Below are 19,379 nucleotides of genomic sequence, written 5' to 3'. Positions count from 1 at the left end.
ATCTTATACATTTTTAGCGTAGTCTGTCAACCCCATGAACTCCCAAGATAACACTTTTAACTACAAAATTATCTTTGCCGCTATGGTTGCGGTAATTGTGGGGATTCTTATTGCATTTTATTACAGCTACGCCCAGTCCAAAAACCAAATGATCTACCTAGAGGAAGAAAAATCACTTTTGGTCAAGGATTTGACATTGATGCGTGCCGAAGTGGACCGTTTGTCCGGGTTGAACGAGGTCAACGAAATCGAACTACAGACCTCTCGTTTTAGGGTACAGCAATTGCTGGATTCCGTAGGTAGGCTCAATTTTAGCATCACCAAACTGAAGGAGACACGAAAGGAACTGAGAAAGTTGGAGTTGAGATTTGACAGCCTTAAGCTAAAAAACAACTTTCTTCGGTACAACAATAGCCTCTTGGCAAACAAGTACAACGAGACCATTAAGCAACTGGAAGAGCTCAGGGGAAGGGCCAGCAGCATGCAACAGACCGAATCGTTATTGCGGGAGACCAATAAGGAGTTGACAAGGGAATTACGTATTAAAAGTTACCTGAAATTACAGGATGCCGAGGGAAGCGGTTTTAGATTGCGGGCCGGCCGTCCCATCAAAACCAACAAGGCATCGGTAATAGAGAAGTTACGGGGATGTGTCACCATCTTAAGTGATCCCAATTCCAAAGGAGACATTAAGGTGCTCTACCTGCAGTTTTTGGACCCGAATATGGCCATCATCGAGGACAATGCCAGCACCATTTCAGTGAGTGGCAACACCTACAGCAAAAAGGTGGAAATTGTGTACACTGGGAAGGAAATCAGTATCTGTGACGCCATTACCGTGCCCGAAGGTTCTTTGGCAGAGGGAATTTACACCCTAAATGTATTCGAGGACGAAAGATTGTTGGCTTCCACCGAATTTCAGCTGAAATAACATACTACTTTTTGGGTAAAATTCTATTTTTGCCCAATGGCAAATCAGGAAGACATTTTTAAGAAGGTTATCTCCCATGCAAAGGAGTACGGATACGTATTTCAATCCAGTGAGATCTATGATGGACTCAGCGCTGTTTACGACTATGGTCAGAACGGGGCGGAGCTAAAAAAAAACATTCGCGAATATTGGTGGAAGGCCATGGTGCAGCTCAATGAGAATATCGTGGGCATCGATGCAGCCATATTTATGCATCCTACCACTTGGAAAGCCTCAGGCCACGTGGATGCCTTCAACGATCCATTGATCGATAACAAGGATTCCAAAAAAAGATACCGTGCCGATGTCCTTATCGAGGATTACGTAGCCAAAATCGAAGCCAAAATCGACAAAGAGGTGACCAAGGCCACCAAACGATTCGGTGACAGTTTTGATAAGGAGCAATTCATGTCTACCAATCAGCGGGTGATGGATTATCAGGAAAAGGCTGACGGTATCCTTAAGCGAATGGGACAATCCCTTGCCAAAGAGGATTTGGCCGATGTAAAGGCCCTGATCGAGGAGTTGGAGATTGCCTGTCCACTATCAGGATCAAAAAACTGGACCGATGTCAAGCAGTTTAACTTGATGTTCGGTACCAAATTGGGCGCTTCTGCAGACAATGCCATGGACCTTTATCTACGTCCGGAGACCGCACAAGGGATATTTGTCAACTTTTTGAACGTACAGAAAACGGGAAGGATGAAAATTCCGTTTGGGATAGCCCAAACAGGAAAAGCCTTCCGTAACGAAATCGTGGCCCGTCAGTTTATCTTCCGTATGCGTGAGTTTGAACAGATGGAGATGCAATTCTTCATCAAACCGGGCACACAAATGGAATGGTACGAAGCGTGGAAGGAAAAACGGATGAAGTGGCACCTTTCTTTGGGTATGGGAGAGGAGAACTATCGTTTCCACGATCATGAGAAATTGGCGCACTATGCTGATGCTGCCGCCGATATTGAATTCAAGTTCCCCTTTGGATTTAAGGAATTGGAAGGCATCCATTCCCGTACGGATTTCGATTTGGGCAAGCATGAAGAGTACTCGGGCAAAAAACTCCAGTATTTCGACCATGAGGAAAATAAGAGCTATACACCTTATGTGTTGGAGACTTCTATCGGATTAGACCGTATGTTCTTGGCGGTATTCTCCCATGCTCTGCAAGAGGAAGAGTTGGAAAACGGGACTACGCGCACCGTACTTAAGATTCCAGCAGTGCTCGCACCGAACAAAGTGGCTGTTCTACCATTGCTTAAGCGTGATGGTTTGCCTGAAGTCGCACAAAAGTTGGTGGATGAGCTTAAATGGGATTTTAATGTAGAGTATGATGAAAAGGATGCCGTGGGGCGTCGCTACCGTCGTCAAGATGCTGCAGGAACACCTTTCTGTGTGACCGTGGACCATCAAACCTTGGAAGATGATACAGTGACCATCCGCCACAGGGATACCATGGAACAAAAACGCGTAAAACTTTCAGAGGTGAAAGATATCATCTCCAAGGAAGTGGATATGCGCTATTGGCTGCAGAAAATCTAAGCTTACAATTTTATAAAAGGTGTCAGGTCGAGCGCAGTCGAGACCTGTTTTAGTGCTAAGATTTTGATCTCTCGACTCCTCTCGAGATGACATTGCAAACCATTTAGATTTAGAATAAACCTGTAATTTCGCCATCATCATTGATGTCGATTTTCTCGGATGCTGGATGCGCTGGCAATCCGGGCATGCGCATAATGTCGCCTGTAATCGGAATCAAAAATCCCGCGCCTACAGCTATTTCTATTTCGCGTACCGTGATGATAAAATCCTTGGGTCTACCCAAAAGCTTCGGATTGTCGGATAGTGATTTCTGCGTCTTGGCAATACAAACGGGTAATTGCTCCAGCCCCAAATCCGCAATTTTTCGAAGGTCAGCCTTGGCCTTGGCCGTGTAATCCACATATTCTGCTCCGTAGATTTCGGTGGCAATGGTGGATATTTTTTCCTTCACGGAAGACTTCCAATCGTAAAGCGGTTGGAATGCAGAAGCACCTGAATCCACAATATCGATGACGTTCTTTGCCAATTCTTCGGCACCATCGCCACCTTTGGCCCAAACATTGGCAACCGCTACGCGTACACCTTTGGATGCTGCCAGTTCTTTAATGACGGCGATTTCTTCATCCGTGTCGGTAGTAAATTTATTGATGGCAATTACGGGCACCACCTTAAACTTTCCGATGTTCTCCAAGTGTTTTTCCAAATTGGGCAATCCTTTTTTCAAGGCAGCCACATTGGGTTCGGTCAACGATTTTAAATCGGCACCACCATGATATTTTAAGGCTCTAATGGTCGTGGTGAGTACAACCGCCTTTGGCGTCAAGCCAGCACTTTGACACTTGATATCAAAGAATTTTTCGGCTCCGAGATCAAATCCAAACCCTGCTTCGGTCACGGTGTATTCTGAATGGGACATCCCCATTAGCGTAGCTATCACGGAGTTGGTTCCCTGGGCAATGTTGGCAAAGGGGCCTCCATGGATAATGGCCGGATTCCCTTCAATGGTCTGTACCAAATTCGGTTTAATGGCATCCTTCAATAGTGCTGCCATGGCCCCTTCGGCCTTTAAATCCTTGGCGTAGATGGGTTTCTTATCATAAGTGTAACCAACGAATATATTGCCCAATCGTGTTTTGAGGTCGCTCAGACTTTCGGCCAAACATAAAATGGCCATAATCTCGGATGCTGCGGTAATATCAAAACCCGTTTCCCGGGGAACGCCAGAAGTAGTTCCACCCAAGCCAACAATTATATGGCGTAAGGAACGATCGTTCATGTCCATCACCCGTTTCCATCCAATGGTACGTGGATCGAGCATCAAGGAGTTGGTTTTGCTTTGAATATTATTGTCGATAATGGCCGATAAGAGGTTGTGCGCCTTTTCGATGGCCGCAAAATCGCCTGTAAAATGCAGGTTGATGTCCTCCATGGGCAGTACCTGGGAATGACCACCACCTGTAGCTCCGCCCTTAATCCCAAAAACGGGTCCCAGCGATGGCTCACGCAAAACAACGGTGGATTTTTTTCCTAGGCGGTTCAAGCCTTCGGATAGACCTATCGACATGGTGGTTTTCCCTTCTCCCGCAGGTGTGGGCGAAATGGCCGATACCAAAACCAAATTACTTTGTTGTGCCTTTTCGCGGTTGATGGCCTTTAGTGGAAGCTTTGCTTTGTATTTTCCGAACATTTCAATCTGTTCGGGGTTGATTCCGAATTTTTGGGCAATGGAAGAGATGTGTTTTAATGAAACACCTTTGGCAATCTGTAAATCGGTCATAGTCTTGATGTTTGTCAATTGGGATGGGATTTCCCAAAAATTCAATAGACAAGATACTATAATTGAGGGAGTAAAACTATGATATTTGTACGTGTTCAGCTTATTCCACCCGTCGTCCTTGGGTGGTAAAGGAGAGGCCTTGCTGGCCCGAGGTGGAAATCATGACCCCTTCAAAATAAGGTTCGTTGGAGGTGGGTTTTATGGACCAATGAAAAAGAAAGTTAGCACCTGTTCCGCCCAAGCGGTCCTTTTCATCGATTACAATTTCCACGGTTTCCATGGGCCTGATAAAGATGGGTTCCTCAAAATAGCTACGGATGGGACTTCCCTCGGTATCAAAATATTCGGCCTTATTGATGTAGATGGTATCCTTTAGGTTGGTATTTCGCATACTGATGGTACTTGTCAAATTATGCGTGCGATGTTCCGTTTCGCTGTAAATCTCCGAATACACGGATAGATAGGAAATGCCTTGCATTAGTGAATCTTGCACAGAAATCGACGCTATTCTATTGTTCCAGTTCACGGGGTCGATGGAACTTACCTCTTGCTTTGTGTCTTCAACACAGGAAAAAATCAAAATGGGGAAAATAAGGAAGACAAGTCTTTTCATGATAGGTTTCAATAGCTCATCTAAGATACGGATTAGTGGGAAACCTTGGGGGTGCTTTTGTCGAATGATTGAAATTACGCCTCCTGTTTCCGAAACAATAGATAGGAATACAGCACGGGTACCAATACCATTATTGCGGTTATGCATATAAAAACAATAAAGTTGGTTTTGCCATCCAGAATGAGACAGGATAGGATGATGAGCAGCCCGCCCAAGAACCAAATTTTACCGGCAAGTTTATGGGTCGCCTTCCAGACACTTTCAGATTCCAAGGTCCATGGAGTTCGGATACCGATAAAATAATTCGCTTTTAGGGTTTTAAAGTAATTTCCTAAAATAAGGAAGAGAACTCCACAGCCTAATAAAATATAATCTGGGTCTGTCAAAGTTTGATTTTTGGCAGTATAGATGATGAACAGCGCCAAGATGGACATGAATGTGGTGATGATAAATTTTAAGGTATCATACTTGCCGCCCATTTTTTGAATCTGTTTTTTGGGGTCAATATAGGGAACTGCCAAAAAAATCAGATAGATGAGCAACGAGGTCATAATTGGAATCAAGATGAGTTCTGACTTATTGCCATATCGGTCTATTTCGCCCTCAATATTGTAGTGCATAGGTACTTGGGCCGGTAGTTGGTTCCAAACATAGGCCAAGTAAACAAAGGGTAGCAGCACGATTCCGATAAGCGGTAGTTCCTTTTTAAGATTCATAATTTATTTCTTTAAGGTTAGTATCCAGTTGATCAAATCTTCCAAAATGGTGGTGTTGAGGGAGTATTCCACAAACTGCCCCCTTTTTTCGCTACTCACCAAGTCGGCTTGCTTCAGTATGTCCAAATGATGCGAAATACTCGGTTTTGAAATATCAAATCTTTCTGCAATCTCCCCGGCATTCATATCCTTTTCTTTAAGGAGTTCCACAATTTGTCTTCGAGTTTCATCATTGAGGGCTTTGAACAGTTTGTTCATTCATTTAGTTATTTAGATAAATATCTAAATAAAATTTCAATTTTCAAAGTTGGATTTAAAGGAAAGGTGTTGAACTATGACTTATGCTTTATCGGAAGCCAAAAGCTTTCTTCCGAGTCTGGATGCTCTCCTTTATAAGCTTCACCCATGAGTGCAAAAAATGGTCGGCCATCCATCTCGTATGCTGAATTTGGCAGCCATTCCCCATACATATATTGGAAGGTATCCATGGCCTCGCTTGGCTTTCCTTTGTAATTGAATACCGCATACAGTCCTTCGGGTATGGTCAAGGCTTCCATGTTCTTTGGTATTTCTTCTATTTTGGAAACTGAAATAGCCGCCCATTTTTCAAATGTCTTTGTCGGGTCAAAAGCATCAAAAAAGGAAGAGTTGGGGTAGATTTCAACGGAATAGAGATTATCGTCCTTTTGGTGTCGTACTTCTTTTTTACGAGACATAAAATTGCGCCAGAGCTCAACGGTTTTGTCGTTGGCAAAGGATGTTTTGATGTTCTGGCCTATTAAATGGATCTTGGGTAAAGTTGTTATGTTTGGCGTCATGATTTTTCTGCGTTCTCTTGGACCCTAAACCTAACGATTTGTTCAATGAGGTCAAAAGGAATAGTCTGGTTCAAAGGAAACTGTACGGAACCCTTTCCTTGTTTGTATTTTGAAAGCTCTTTTTGAAATGCCTCGTGTCCCGATGGGGTTGCATAAAAACCGATGTGGTTTTTATATCCGGCAAAGTAAACCAAAGGTTTGCCATTAGTTTTGTATCCAGGCATACCATAAACTATTTGCTCCACTGCATCGGGCGCTGCCTTTTTGATGATGGTCCGTATACGCTGTAATTGCTTTTGGACCTCCATAGGAAACTGACTTATATACTGATCGATTTCGTTCACATTCAAATTTCTTCCACTTTAAAATACATAGTTCAATCGGAACCCTCCAAAATAATTCCGGCCATTGCCCGGATAATAATATCGGGGTTGTGAACCACCAAATCCAACGGCATTGATCAGTACCGATTGGGCATAGTTAGTGTCAAATATATTGTTGATGCCAACATTCAAACCCAAATTCACATGGGTTGAGATCGAAGTGGCAAAGCTCATTTTGGAATGGAATACATTAAAAGAATCGCTGCTGAGGGTATTGGCATCCGTTAACGGAATGTCATCCACAAATTGATGGATGAGGTTCAGTTGCAATCCACTGGAATGCCTAAAATCGATACCAGAGCTTAAGCGGTTTTTAGGGACTCCCGTAAGCGGATTGCCCGAAAAATCATTGTCTCCATTCACAAAATCCACGAAACTATGGTCGTTAAGCGTGTAGCTCAGGTAGGGCGAAAAGGTGATGGACGGGGAAAGTTTTTCCCGGTACTGTACATCCACCTCGAAGCCTTGATGGCGTGTCTCGCCAGCATTTCGGCCAATAAACTCATCTTCACCCACCCGTTGGGCCACCAGCAGATTTTTGACGTTCATTCGATAGAGGGCCACGTTGGCCGAGAGTTTGTTTTCCCATAGTTGCCAGGTACTGCCCAGTTCATAATTGGTTCCTGTTTCTTGTGCAATATCTGGGTTGATGACGCCATCAGGTGTCAAAGTTTCCTCTAAACTGGGGTTGGAAAAACCCCTACTCAGGTTGGCGTAGAGTTCCCCGTTTTTCAGTTGATAGCGGATTCCTAGATTGGGAAGTATAATGGCATCGAAATCGCGTTCGGCGGATGCATTGGTATCCCCTTGATTGAACAGGTCCCTAAAATCGTAATGTGTCTTGTTCACATTGAGGCCAAATTGCGCGGTAAGTTGTGTGGTGATGGGATAGGTTACCGTTCCAAAAAGGTTGAGCTGTCGTCTAAACTCGGTGTTGTCGCTCAATTGTTCACCTTGTAAGCTGCCATTGCCATTGTTTTCTTCGTACAAATTTTCGAAAGTACCCCAGTGGTATTCATCTTTGTACAACTCACCTCCGAAGGAGAAATCAGCCTTTCCCCATTTCCCAGTAAAACGACTCCGAAGACCAAAACCATTGGTAAATTCATCCAAAATATTGAACGGTCTTGGTTCGTAATGGTCCAAGTAGGTGTAAAAAATACTGGTGGTATTCTCAAAGGTTTCAGAGAACTGATAGGTATGGGACAAACCTGTCAAAATATAATCATTTGCCTCAAAACCTTGTGATTCCAGCCAATTGTTGGGAGCTCTTGTGGGGTCTTCTTCAAAGTCCGTTTGATTGATTGAACTCGGAATTTGGGCCGTATAATCGATATAATTGACCAAAAGGGCCATGCTACTCTTTTGTCCAGTTCGAAACTGGGTGTTCAGCAATAGACCATCACGTTCAAACCTACTGTTCTGTCTAAATCCATCCGTTTCCAAATGATTGTAGCTCAAGGAAATGTTCAATCCACTTTCGGAATGGGAAAAGGTCAAGTTGTCCTTGAGCATATTGTAGGATCCCACGGTAAAGGAATTGATAAGCTGGGTCTTGTCCTCTACGGAAGCTTTGGTGTCCAATAAAATGGCTCCGCCCAAATTGGAACCATAAGCCGTGGCTTTTGGTCCCTTGATGATCTCAACGGCGCCCAAATCCTCCACGTCGTAGGCTTCAATGGTAGAGACTCCGGTTCCATTGGTGACTGGAATACCGTTAAAATACATCCGTAGTTTATTTGTGCCATAGGGAGTTCTGGCCCCAACGCCCCGTATGGTGATACGATTCGTATTGATGGCACCAGACAAAATGTATACTCCCGAAATCTGGTTTATGGCCGAGGGAATGTCGGTAGGATTGAACCGCTCAAAGGTCTGGGCCGAAATTTTCGACGAGGACGTGATGCCCGTTGCCTTTTTGGGAATGGCATCTTGGGTCAATATCACTTCTTCCAGGGCAGTAATGGAATCCTTGGGTTGATTCTGTTGTGAAAAGCTTTGGAGTACAAATAAAAGAGCAAATAAGGGAAGTCCTTTTGTTTTCAATTTCATTAAACTGATTTATCGAGTTCTTCCAACAAGGTATCCGTATCCTTGATGGTGGCAAATTCATCTTTTAAGCTGGCCAATTCGGTATGGAAGATTACATCAGCGCCATATCGGTTCCCGTCAAACCCCACTTTGTCGAAAGCTGCCGTGGCGTCGGAGACCAAGGTCACATGAAAGCCCAAGTTGGAGGCCATTCGCACCGAAGTGGAAATACAGTGCTCCATAGTGAGCCCTGCCACTACGATATCGGTGATGTTCAAAGCTTTTAAACGAAGCTCAAGGTCTGTTCCGATAAAAGCGCTATTCACTGTTTTTTCCAATACGGGCTCACTCACCAAAGGTTCTACGGCTGGATGAAAATTATTGCTCATCTTGCTGGGATGCAAGGGCGAACTTAGATTGGTGGAGTTATGCTTTACGTGGAAAACGGGCAATTGTTTGGATCTAAAAAAGTGGAGTAGCCTGCCACAATTTTCTTCGGCGTTTGGATGGTTCCGTTCCGTGCCATAAAAGGAGGTTTCCTGAAGACCGAGTTGGATGTCTATCAAAACAAGTGAGGTCATGCTGGCCATTTTGCCATAAAATTAAGGGAAAAGATCAAGAGTTGGACTGCGATTCTATTATTCGATGCCATGATCATTAAAATCAATTTTAAGGAGCCAGCCACAATGGCTATTTTTGAGGAAATTTGATTTTATGAAAATCGCATCATACAATGTCAACGGAATCCGTGCCGCAATGAACAAAGGATTTGTGGATTGGTTACAAACGGTTTCCCCCGATATCATCTGTCTTCAAGAGACCAAGGCCATGGAGGACCAGGTGGACACCCAACTTTTTGAGGAGGCTGGGTATCCCCATCACTACTGGTTCAGTGCCCAGAAAAAAGGATATAGTGGTGTGGCTTTACTTTGTAAAGAGAAGCCGGACCATGTGGAATTTGGTACGGGTATCGACTATATGGACCATGAAGGGCGAAATATCAGAGCCGACTACGGAGATCTGTCCATAATGAGCATGTATTTGCCTTCCGGGACCAATATGGACCGCTTGGATTTTAAATTGACCTACATGGCGGATTTTCAAAAATATTCCGAGGAGCTTCGAAAGGAACGTCCCAATCTCATTGTATGCGGGGATTACAATATTTGTCACGAAGCCATCGATATCCATGATCCCGTCCGAAACAAGAATGTGTCTGGATTTTTGCCCGTAGAACGCGAATGGATCGGCAATTTTATGAAAAGTGGCTTTATTGATAGTTTCCGACATTTCAACAAGGAACCCGACAATTATACCTGGTGGAGTTACCGCGCCAATGCCAGGGCCAATAATAAAGGATGGCGTTTGGATTATGGAATGGTGGCCGAGCCCTTGCAGGACCGATTGAAGCGTTCCGTAATCCTGTCCGAAGCCAAGCACAGCGATCATTGTCCCATTTTGTTGGAAGTGGAAAAATAACGTTCCCGTAAAGGCCGATATTTCTGATTCCTTACCTTTATCCGTCCTAAATAGTAAAAGATGAAATATACCAGAATTCCACATACCGATATCCGCATCAGTAAAATTTGCTTGGGCACTATGACGTGGGGCCGCCAGAATAATGAAGATGATGCCCATGAGCAAATGGACTATGCCTTGGATCAAGGGGTGAACTTTTTCGATACCGCGGAATTATACCCAATCCCTTCAAAAAAGGAACTCTATGCCGTTACCGAAGAATTGATTGGAAACTGGTTCAAAAAAACGGGAAATCGGGATAAAGTGGTGCTGGCATCCAAAATTGCAGGGCCAGGGCACGCAGCACGGCATATCCGTGACTCGGGGTTCAGCAAGGAATCCATCATCAGTGCGGTGGAGGGCAGTTTAAAGCGCCTTCAAACGGATTATATCGACCTATACCAATTGCACTGGCCAGAGCGGAAGACCAATTATTTTGGCCAACGCGGGTATAATGCCCATGCCGTTGATGTTTGGGATGACAATATCCATCAAGTATTGGAAACGTTGCGTGACCTAATTGCGGAAGGCAAAATCCGCCACGTTGGGATTTCCAATGAGACGCCATGGGGTACCATGCGGTATTTGGAAGAAAGCAAGGTACACCAATCCTTGCCTAGGATGAAGACCATCCAGAACCCTTATAGTTTGCTGAACCGTTTGTTCGAGGTGGGTCTTTCCGAAATTTCCATGCGCGAACAAATCGGACTTTTGGCATATTCACCCTTAGGTTTTGGAGTGCTAAGTGGTAAATACCTTACTGATGTTCCTCCAAGAAAGGCCAGGGTAACCTTGTTTCCAAATTATAACCGATATAGCGGGGAGACTGCCACCCAAGCTACCGAAGCTTATGCGGAATTGGCCAAAGCACACGACCTTAGCCTCGCCCAAATGGCATTGGCTTTTGTAAATACCCGGCCATTTTTAACGAGTAACATCATTGGTGCAACCAGTATGGAACAACTCAAGGAAAACATCGGCAGTATCGATGTAGACCTTTCCGATGAGGTGTTGGATGGCATTGAGGAAATCCACAACACTATTCCAAATCCCGCACCTTAAACTTATTCGAGGGCGTATGCCCGATATTCATCACCCGAGGCAGTTCCCATTTTTCCGCCCCCGCAAGAAATGACAAGGTATTGCTTGCCATCCACTTGATAGGTGATGGGAGTGGCATAACCGCCTGCGGGAAGTTTGTCTTCCCAGAGCTGCTTACCTGTTTTCATATGGAACGCACGGATTTTTTCATCCTTGGTGGCGGCAATAAAAAGCACTCCACCTTTGGTGATGGCAGGCCCGCCGTAATTTTCGAGTCCGGAAACGGGTACGTTCGGGTCTTGTAAACTTTCCTCGTGGCCCAGAGGCACGGTCCATAGATACTCACCTGTGTTGAGGTCAATGGCATTCAAGGTTCCCCATGGCGGTTTCACAACAGGATAGCCCCTATCATCCTTAAATCTTGCGAAACTAGCGACCGAATAGGGCACATCTACATTTATTTTTTCCACCCGGTGGTCTTTTGCTTGTTCCATACCCATCAGAAATTCCGTAATGGCATCCGTTTCATCAGTGGAAAGGTTGGGCATGCCCGGCATGGCACCGCGCCCTTTTTGGATGATGGTCTTTATGGAATCGGCTTCCAAACGCAACTTTATATTCTGAAGTGCTGGAATACCGGCCAAACCTTGCAGTTCTCCACCATGGCATCGGGCGCAATGGATTTGTGCTAGACTTTGTCCAACGCTGGAGCCTTCGGCACCGCCACCAACCTCTTTCATTTTAATGATCCAAGCCATTTCATTGGCATTCACGTACATCACGCCATCGCGAGGGTCGAGGGCAGCCCCGCCCCATTCGGCTCCCCCATCGGCACCGGGGAATAGGATTACGCCCGTGGTATCCATGGGAATAAATTGTCCTTTGGATGTGATGGACTTGAACTTTTCAAGCACGGTGGGTGTATTTTCAGTTTTGTTCCCTGAAACCAAATCATCCACAAATGCGGTGCGGTCGGGCGCATACAAATCGTCTTCTGTCAATATCTGACGTGCAAATGGGGCTGGTTTTAGGGGTAAGGGTTGGGTTTCAAATGCCTTTTCACCGAGCAATGTGGAACCGGGATAGGCTTTTTCCTCGATAGGAAACAAAGGTTCTCCCGTGATGCGGTTGAACACGAACACATGGCCACTTTTGGTAACCTGAGCCACGGCAGGAATGGTTTGTCCGTCCCGTTCAATATCAACTAGATTGGGTGGCGCAGGCAAATCGCGGTCCCAAATATCGTGGTGCACCATTTGAAAATGCCAAATCCGTTCGCCTGTGTTAGCATTAAGGGCCAGTAGGGAATTGGCAAAAAGGTTGGCACCTTCCCGGTCGCCCCCATACCAATCAAAAGCCGCTGAGCCTGTGGGAATGTAAACAATGCCCTGTTCGGTGTCCAAGGCCATACCGGGCCAACTATTGGCGCCTCCTACTTTTTTATATGCTTCCGCTGGCCACGTATCGTAACCAAATTCCCCGGGCTGTGGAATGGTATGGAAGGTCCATAAAATTTCACCTGTGAGCACATCATAGGCGCGGATATGTCCTGGTGAGGAGCCTGGACCTTCGCCCACTCGGGTACCTTGAATCAATATATTTTGAAAAACTGCGCCGGGAGTGTTCGATACCACGGATAATTTGCTGGGGTCCCTGCCCAGACCCTGCCTTAAATCAATACTGCCGTTGTTGCCAAATGAAGAAATGGGTTCGCCAGTGATTATGTCTACAGCATAAAGTTTGGGTCCCGATGAGAAAAAGATACGGCCGGGATGTTCTCCATCGGATTTCCAATAATTTAGGCCCCGATTAAGCCCCAAACCTGATTCATCTTTGGTTTTTGGCGAGAATTTCCAGACTTCCTTGCCCGTAGTTGCATCGAGGGCAAACAGTTCGATGGCGGCATTGACGCCATAAAGGACCCCATCAACCATTAATGGACTGGTTTGAATCTGAGTTGTTCTACCCTCTTGAAGTCCGCCACTTTTATAGCTCCATGCCAATTTTAATTGGGAAACATTTGCTGTGTCAATTTGATCCAGATTGGAGTAGTGTGTGCGTTCGGGGTCACCCAAATAGTGCTCCCAGGTTGTAAAATAGGGTTTGTCCGCTTTGTTTTTGTCAAAGTTTGAGCAAGCTGTCAATAGCGTCAATAAGGCTAGGGGGAAATATCTTTTCATGTGCAGTTTGAAAGTTTCCTAAATATATAAAGAAACCTGCAATTACGGTTTTACCCGAACAGATGGGCAACTACATCCTCGATCTTGGATACTTTTTGAATCTGTATGCCAGATTGTTTTAAACCGATTTTGTTGTTTTTGGAGACAAATATTTTGGAAAAGCCCAATTTTTCAGCTTCGAGTATGCGTTGGTCCACTCGTTGAACTGGCCTAATTTCACCTGCAAGTCCGACTTCTGCAGCAAAGCAAACACCTTTTTCAATGGCAATGTCGGAGTTGCTGGATAGGATAGCGGCCATTACGGCCAAATCGATAGCGGGGTCATCTACGGAGATGCCACCGGTAATGTTCAAAAAAACATCTTTTGCGGCCAATTTAAAACCTGCCCTTTTTTCCAAAACCGCCAAGAGCATGTTCAAACGTTTGGCATTGAAACCTGTGGCGGAACGTTGTGGCGTTCCATACACGGCGGTGCTCACCAAAGCCTGAATCTCTATCAACAAAGGTCGCATACCTTCCACAGTGGCTGCGATGGCAGTACCGCTGAGGTCTTCGTCATTTTTGGAAATCAACACTTCCGATGGATTGTTCACTTCACGTAGGCCGCTTCCCTGCATCTCGTAAATACCGAGTTCAGCTGTGGAACCGAAGCGGTTTTTAAGGGATCGAAGGATTCGGTACACATAATTGCGGTCACCTTCAAATTGGAGAACGGTATCCACCATATGCTCCAAAATCTTTGGGCCCGCAATGGTGCCATCTTTGGTGATGTGTCCAACCAAAATAACAGGGGTATGACTTTCCTTGGCAAACTTGATGAGTTCCGCTGTACATTCCCTGATTTGGGAAATGCTCCCCGCAGCGGATTCGATATAATCGGTATGTAAGGTCTGTATGGAATCGATGATTACCAAATCGGGCTCAATGGTAGTGATCTGTTGAAATATATTCTGCGTTTTCGTTTCAGTGAGGATATAACAATTCTCGCTGTTGGGCTGAATCCGGTCGGCTCTCATTTTTATCTGTCGCTGACTTTCCTCGCCCGACACATATAGGATTTTGTAGGGCAGTTTTAGCGCAATCTGAAGCAACAGCGTACTTTTTCCGATACCTGGTTCCCCGCCCAACAAGGTCAATGAGCCTGGTACCAACCCACCGCCCAACACACGGTTGAATTCTTGGTCCAAGGTATCCAAGCGCAGTTCCTTCTCTTGGGTGATTTCGGAAACGCGAAGCGGTTTATTGGCCTGTTTGGCAACGGTGTCGGTTCGCCAACTTTTTTTGTCCTCTTTTTGGATGACTTCTTCCACAATGGTGTTCCATTCCTTGCAGGAGGAACATTGTCCGATCCATTTAGGAAATTGGGCGCCACAATTTTGACAAAAGAATGTTGTTTTGGTCTTGGCCATTCAGAATTCAATGAGGGGCCTAAAGATATGGATTTTGATTGTTGGATTGATGTCTTGATAATTGGTTTGATTTTTTCTGAAGCAAACCACCCAACAATCAAATCATTAAGAAATACAGCTCACTAATACCCAAAGTCTTCCTTGAGCGCATCTATTTTTTGAAGTGCCAAATCCTTGGTCAAAAAGTCGATTTCTTCCATTTGGAAGGCTTTTTCAAAGGTCTTGAATGCCTTTTTTGGCTCTCCGATGAACTCATAGTGTTCTGCTTCAAAATAAAAGCCCATCATGGTTTCTGGAAATTCCTTTTTGCAAAGCTCTGCCAGTGGTTTTAAGGATTCGTAATCCTCCTTTTTAAGGCAAGCCGCATAAATGGCCATGATATCGTTGAGTTCCACGGGTTTTTCAAAACCAAAGAGGTCTTTGATTGTGCCATATCGCGTTTCCAGATAGTTAAATACAGGCTCTTCGGAGGTCAAAATATCCGATTTGTATTCCGCAGGGGTAATGGGTCGGTAAATCCTAAATACATTATCAAAAGCTTTGCTTATCCCATAGGCGGCAATGGAGGTGTGGTCGGCATTTTCATATTCATCAAAAAAGTAATGCAGGGATTCTTTGGTGATGGATTTGATGCTGGCATTCATTTGAAGTACGCGCTGGCGATCATCGGTGGGTGCTTTTTCTACGATCAAGTTGTAAAAAATCGTCTGGTCGAGCTCCGATAGGCGTGCAGGCACCCTACTTTCCATTTCAGTGGCCAAAACAGGCGAAATGCTGATGTACGAATTGAACAATGATCTATCCTTGAACAAATAGTAGTTGCCAAAATTGGCGGTGATATCGTACCCCACAAACATTTTGAATGGAGCCACATTGTAACTGGTCTCTAGGTATGGAATGATTTCAGTGCCCAAAAACTCAAAGAACAGCTTTCCTTTTTCGGATGGTAGGCCCGAAACTTCTTCGAAGGCGCAATCTTCCCAGCGAATGTCATTCTCCAATTGATCCACGCCTACCACAATGGCTTGGGGCATGCGATCAAAGCTGCTTTGGAATTTTACGTTGGCCACGACAAGGTCGAACAAATGTTCGGCGTCGAGTACCACGATGAGTGGATACGATTTTTCTTCGTCGTAATCTTCTGGAAAGTAGTAGGAAACATCGCGTCGTTCCTGTAATTTAAAGGATTCGAATATTTCCTTTTTTACTTGGGCGCCTAGGTTCAAGCAGGTGAAGCCTATCAGTAGCAATAGACATTTTTTCATTGGTTAAGTTTTGGGCGGTCGGGGCTTACCGATTTCTATTCAATAACGGTAATACGATGAAGGATATTGTACCGAAAAGGACGACCATCATGGTTTGTGCGATCCACATGATCCAACCGAAAGCATCACCAGAAACAGAGCTGATGCCATAGATGCCCAAGGCAGCACTTACCGCTATGGGATACAGGCCAATTCCGCCGTTGGTGGTCGACATGGCGAAGGCCCCTGCGACAAAGGCCACCAATAGTTCGCCCATGGAGAGTGGAACGGTTTCTTCAACCGTGTATTTTATCACCCAGAACATACCAAAATAGGCGGTCCAGATAAAAACCGTATGAAGGATGAACGGCCATTTGTTTTTCATTCTGAAGAGGCTGAGCACCCCATCTTGAAGTCCGCCCAAGAAGCCTTTCAACTTTAACGCCAATGGCGATTTTGATTTTCGGATGATGTACGACCCCAGAAAAAGACCGACTATCCCAACAAATAAAATTCCAATGGCCCCGATGAGGTTTACTCCTCGTTGCTCCAGAAATCCTAGAATAAAATCCGTTTGAAGTACGAGGGTGACCAATATGATGATCAAAAGCATCAAGAGGTCTATGACCCTTTCTGTGACAATGGTTCCGAAGCCTTTTTCAAAAGGGACCTTTTCGTAGGTGGTGAGTGCGGTGGCCCTTAAAATTTCGCCCGAGCGGGGTATGCCCAAGTTGGCAAAATAGGAAATCAATACAATAAATATTGTGTTGATGGTTTTGGGGCGATATCCCATGGGTTCCAGCAGATATTTCCAACGGACCGCTCTGGAAATGTGGCTCAAAATCCCGATAATCACGGAAATACCCACCCAAAATGGGCTGGCATTGGAAATATAGTGGAGGATTTGATCCCGTTCTTCAGGTGTGGTGGAGTTGTAGGAGTACCAAACCAAGAAGAGCCCAAAAGCGATGGGTACAAAAAGTTTAAGGAATTTTTTTAGGGATTTGCCCAAAATCTATTGGAGTAGATTGGTTTCCTCGTTGGGGAATACCAATGCAGGATTAAATGTCTTTGCCTTTTCGATATCCATCCAGGCATAGGTGATCAAGATCAAAACGTCGCCTACGGCCACTTTTCGGGCAGCGGCACCGTTCAGGGTGAGTTCGCCAGAACCTCTGGGGCCTGGTATGGCGTAAGTTTCCAATCGCTCACCGTTGTTGTTGTTCACGATCTGCACTTTTTCTCCCCTGATAATATTGGCGGCATCCATCAGATTTTCGTCTATAGTTATGCTTCCGATATAGTTAAGGTCGGCTCCGGTTACTTTTACTCGGTGAATTTTGGACTTTACGACTTCTACTTGCATGGTGCAAAATTATCAATTCAATCTTAGATTATCAATTAAGCGAACTCCGTCGGCATAAACGGCAATGAACGCCCTATATTTTTGGTTGTCTTGAATTTTTAATGCCGGTGTTAAGGTATGCTCGTCGGCAATTTCAAAATATTCAAGCTCAAACAGTGGGTTTCCTTGAAATTCCGAGGTTACCCAATCCTTTATATCCAGTGCACTTTCCGTGCCAAATTTTGTTTTGGCAGTTTGCAGCGTGTTATGGATAAAGCCAGCCTGTTCCCTAGTCGTTTTTGACAGTCTTTCATTACGTGAACTCATGGCCAGGCCATGGGGCTCCCGTTCAATAGGGCACCCTATGATGGTATACGGCAAATGCTTGATTTCGGCCATTTTTCGAATGATCTGCAATTGCTGAAAATCCTTTTCGCCAAAGTAGGCCCTGTCCGGGGCCACGGTTCGGAGCAAAAGTTCCACAATGGTGCCAACGCCATCAAAATGCCCCGACCGGAATTCTCCTTCCATTACCTTGTCCAGACCTTCAAATTCATAGGACTCGGATGCGACTTTACCTTCATAGATTTCATCCACCGTAGGTGCGAACACAACAATCTTATCGGATACTTGCCTTAATAAATCGATATCCTTTTCAAAAGTACGGGGATATTTTTCCAGATCATCCCTTTTGTCGAACTGTGTGGGATTCACAAATATACTTACCACGACCAGGTCATTTTCGGAGAGGGCTTTTTTTACCAAAGAGATATGACCGCTGTGCAACGCTCCCATAGTGGGCACAAGACCAATGGTACAGTCTTTTTTCCGCTGTTGCAGCGTAAAGGTGTTGAGGTCTTTTTTTCGGTCGAATATCTTCATATACAGGTACAAAAGGGTGCAAAAATACTATAAATACTATGAATCAGCATAATTTTTGTACTTTTGCAGCTATGTTTTTCGGATAAACAAAAGAAAGTGTTTATGAATGGTAAAAAGGTATTGTTTGTATCTTCTGAATTAGTTCCCTACCTCCCAGAGAATCCTGTTTCCTTAATGTCGTACGAAGCGCCAAGAATGGTGAACAGCAATGGTGGGCAAATACGCATATTTATGCCAAGGTATGGAAACATTAACGAAAGAAGGCATCAATTACACGAGGTCATCCGTTTATCGGGGATGAATTTGGTCATCAACGACATGGATATGCCCTTGATTATCAAGGTAGCCTCCATACCCAAAGAACGAATCCAAGTTTACTTTATAGACAACGACGAATACTTTAAAAGAAAAGCAACATTTGCGGATTCTAGCGGAAAACTGTTCCCGGATAATGATGAGAGAGCCATTTTCTTTGCCAAAGGAGTGGTGGAAACCGTGAAAAAACTGAATTGGTCGCCGGATATCATCCATGTACACGGTTGGATGGCCTCCATGGTACCACTTTATTTGAGAAAGTATTATGCAGATGAACCCCTGTTCTCCGAAAGTAGGATAGTGACATCTGTTTATGGAAAGGATTTTGAAGGTGAACTGGACAGCCAAATGATCGATAAAATCGCCTTTGATGGCATAGCCAAAGAGGATATTGCCGCCCTGTCCAAGCCCGAGTATAATAATTTGTTAAAGGTTGCCGTAGATCATTCCGATGCCGTTATTTTAGCCGCGGAGGATTTGTCCGACGACCTAAAAAGTCATATCGATAATCTTTCCGTTCCGGTACTTCCCTATGTTTCGCTTCAAGAAGCAGAGGAGGCGTACACAAATTTCTATAACACAGAGGTTTTAAAATAGA

At 44.7% G+C, this 19,379-nt stretch carries 19 protein-coding genes; 5 read left to right on the top strand and 14 right to left on the bottom strand.

The features are described 5' to 3' along the window. Positions 1-34 precede the first annotated feature (34 nt). Both ABNE31_RS01725 and ABNE31_RS01720 read left to right on the top strand, forming a co-directional pair. On the top strand, positions 35-931 hold the full coding sequence (locus ABNE31_RS01725; RefSeq protein ID WP_293280760.1) for a hypothetical protein: 897 nt from the start codon (positions 35-37) through the stop codon (positions 929-931). A gap of 36 nt (positions 932-967) precedes the next feature. Then, the gene (locus tag ABNE31_RS01720; RefSeq protein WP_349352130.1) at positions 968-2,509 is read left to right on the top strand and encodes a glycine--tRNA ligase; all 1,542 of its coding nucleotides are present in this window, start codon (positions 968-970) and stop codon (positions 2,507-2,509) included. Positions 2,510-2,618: 109 nt separating this feature from the next. Here ABNE31_RS01720 and ABNE31_RS01715 read toward each other — a convergent pair whose 3' ends face one another. The 8 genes from ABNE31_RS01715 to ABNE31_RS01680 form a co-directional block, all read right to left on the bottom strand. Next, on the bottom strand, positions 2,619-4,286 hold the full coding sequence (locus ABNE31_RS01715) for a formate--tetrahydrofolate ligase (RefSeq protein ID WP_349352129.1): 1,668 nt from the start codon (positions 4,284-4,286) through the stop codon (positions 2,619-2,621). A gap of 100 nt (positions 4,287-4,386) precedes the next feature. Further along, entirely contained in the window at positions 4,387-4,899 is a 513-nt protein-coding gene (locus tag ABNE31_RS01710; RefSeq protein ID WP_349352128.1) for a DUF3124 domain-containing protein, read from the bottom strand. 74 nt (positions 4,900-4,973) lie between these two features. After that, positions 4,974-5,615 (bottom strand): SdpI family protein, encoded by a 642-nt coding sequence (locus ABNE31_RS01705; protein ID WP_306012515.1) that lies wholly within the window; start codon positions 5,613-5,615, stop codon positions 4,974-4,976. 3 nt (positions 5,616-5,618) lie between these two features. Then, a complete protein-coding gene (locus tag ABNE31_RS01700) occupies positions 5,619-5,873 on the bottom strand; it encodes an autorepressor SdpR family transcription factor (RefSeq protein ID WP_179383042.1) in 255 nt (84 codons plus the stop codon). Between the two features lie 74 nt (positions 5,874-5,947). Next, on the bottom strand, positions 5,948-6,433 hold the full coding sequence (locus ABNE31_RS01695; protein WP_349352127.1) for a GyrI-like domain-containing protein: 486 nt from the start codon (positions 6,431-6,433) through the stop codon (positions 5,948-5,950). Further along, on the bottom strand, positions 6,430-6,777 hold the full coding sequence (locus ABNE31_RS01690; protein WP_313790878.1) for a DUF1801 domain-containing protein: 348 nt from the start codon (positions 6,775-6,777) through the stop codon (positions 6,430-6,432). The genes ABNE31_RS01695 and ABNE31_RS01690 overlap by 4 nt, the downstream gene beginning before the upstream one ends. Positions 6,778-6,795: 18 nt before the next feature. Then, positions 6,796-8,868: a TonB-dependent receptor gene (locus ABNE31_RS01685; RefSeq protein WP_349352126.1), complete on the bottom strand. Its 2,073-nt coding sequence runs from the start codon at positions 8,866-8,868 to the stop codon at positions 6,796-6,798. Further along, on the bottom strand, positions 8,868-9,428 hold the full coding sequence (locus ABNE31_RS01680) for a cysteine hydrolase family protein (RefSeq protein WP_306012511.1): 561 nt from the start codon (positions 9,426-9,428) through the stop codon (positions 8,868-8,870). The genes ABNE31_RS01685 and ABNE31_RS01680 overlap by 1 nt, the downstream gene beginning before the upstream one ends. A 133-nt stretch (positions 9,429-9,561) precedes the next feature. Between ABNE31_RS01680 and ABNE31_RS01675 the strand changes: the two genes are divergently transcribed. Together ABNE31_RS01675 and ABNE31_RS01670 are read left to right on the top strand one after the other, a co-directional pair. Further along, positions 9,562-10,326, top strand: coding sequence for an exodeoxyribonuclease III (locus ABNE31_RS01675; RefSeq protein WP_349352125.1), 765 nt, complete (start codon positions 9,562-9,564; stop codon positions 10,324-10,326). Positions 10,327-10,386: 60 nt separating this feature from the next. Next, positions 10,387-11,427, top strand: a complete 1,041-nt coding sequence (locus ABNE31_RS01670) for an NADP(H)-dependent aldo-keto reductase (RefSeq protein WP_349352124.1) — start codon at positions 10,387-10,389, stop codon at positions 11,425-11,427. Positions 11,428-11,429: 2 nt separating this feature from the next. On the opposite strand, the gene ABNE31_RS01665 is transcribed toward ABNE31_RS01670, so the two are convergent. From ABNE31_RS01665 to panC, 6 genes are all read right to left on the bottom strand, one after another. Then, positions 11,430-13,586, bottom strand: coding sequence for a PQQ-binding-like beta-propeller repeat protein (locus ABNE31_RS01665; protein WP_349352123.1), 2,157 nt, complete (start codon positions 13,584-13,586; stop codon positions 11,430-11,432). Between the two features lie 50 nt (positions 13,587-13,636). Further along, a complete protein-coding gene (radA, locus tag ABNE31_RS01660; RefSeq protein ID WP_349352122.1) occupies positions 13,637-14,995 on the bottom strand; it encodes a DNA repair protein RadA in 1,359 nt (452 codons plus the stop codon). A gap of 122 nt (positions 14,996-15,117) precedes the next feature. Then, on the bottom strand, positions 15,118-16,260 hold the full coding sequence (locus ABNE31_RS01655) for an alpha/beta hydrolase-fold protein (RefSeq protein ID WP_306012506.1): 1,143 nt from the start codon (positions 16,258-16,260) through the stop codon (positions 15,118-15,120). Between the two features lie 25 nt (positions 16,261-16,285). Continuing rightward, positions 16,286-17,251 carry a lysylphosphatidylglycerol synthase transmembrane domain-containing protein gene (locus ABNE31_RS01650; protein ID WP_349352121.1) on the bottom strand — a complete coding sequence of 322 codons (966 nt, stop codon included), beginning with the start codon at positions 17,249-17,251 and terminating at the stop codon, positions 16,286-16,288. A 3-nt stretch (positions 17,252-17,254) separates the two neighbouring features. After that, positions 17,255-17,605 (bottom strand): aspartate 1-decarboxylase, encoded by a 351-nt coding sequence (gene panD / locus ABNE31_RS01645; protein WP_179383032.1) that lies wholly within the window; start codon positions 17,603-17,605, stop codon positions 17,255-17,257. A gap of 12 nt (positions 17,606-17,617) precedes the next feature. Next, positions 17,618-18,466: a pantoate--beta-alanine ligase gene (panC, locus tag ABNE31_RS01640; protein ID WP_349352120.1), complete on the bottom strand. Its 849-nt coding sequence runs from the start codon at positions 18,464-18,466 to the stop codon at positions 17,618-17,620. 102 nt (positions 18,467-18,568) lie between these two features. Here panC and ABNE31_RS01635 point away from each other — a divergent pair, with 102 nt between their 5' ends. Beyond that, entirely contained in the window at positions 18,569-19,378 is an 810-nt protein-coding gene (locus tag ABNE31_RS01635) for a glycogen/starch synthase (RefSeq protein WP_293280729.1), read from the top strand. Position 19,379: the final 1 nt, after the last annotated feature.

Origin of the sequence: Flagellimonas sp. MMG031 (genome assembly GCF_040112705.1) — a bacterium.
Taxonomy (GTDB): Bacteria; Bacteroidota; Bacteroidia; order Flavobacteriales; family Flavobacteriaceae; genus Flagellimonas.
Note: the sequence above shows the minus strand (reverse complement) of the source record. Positions and strands in the feature narration are given on the sequence as shown.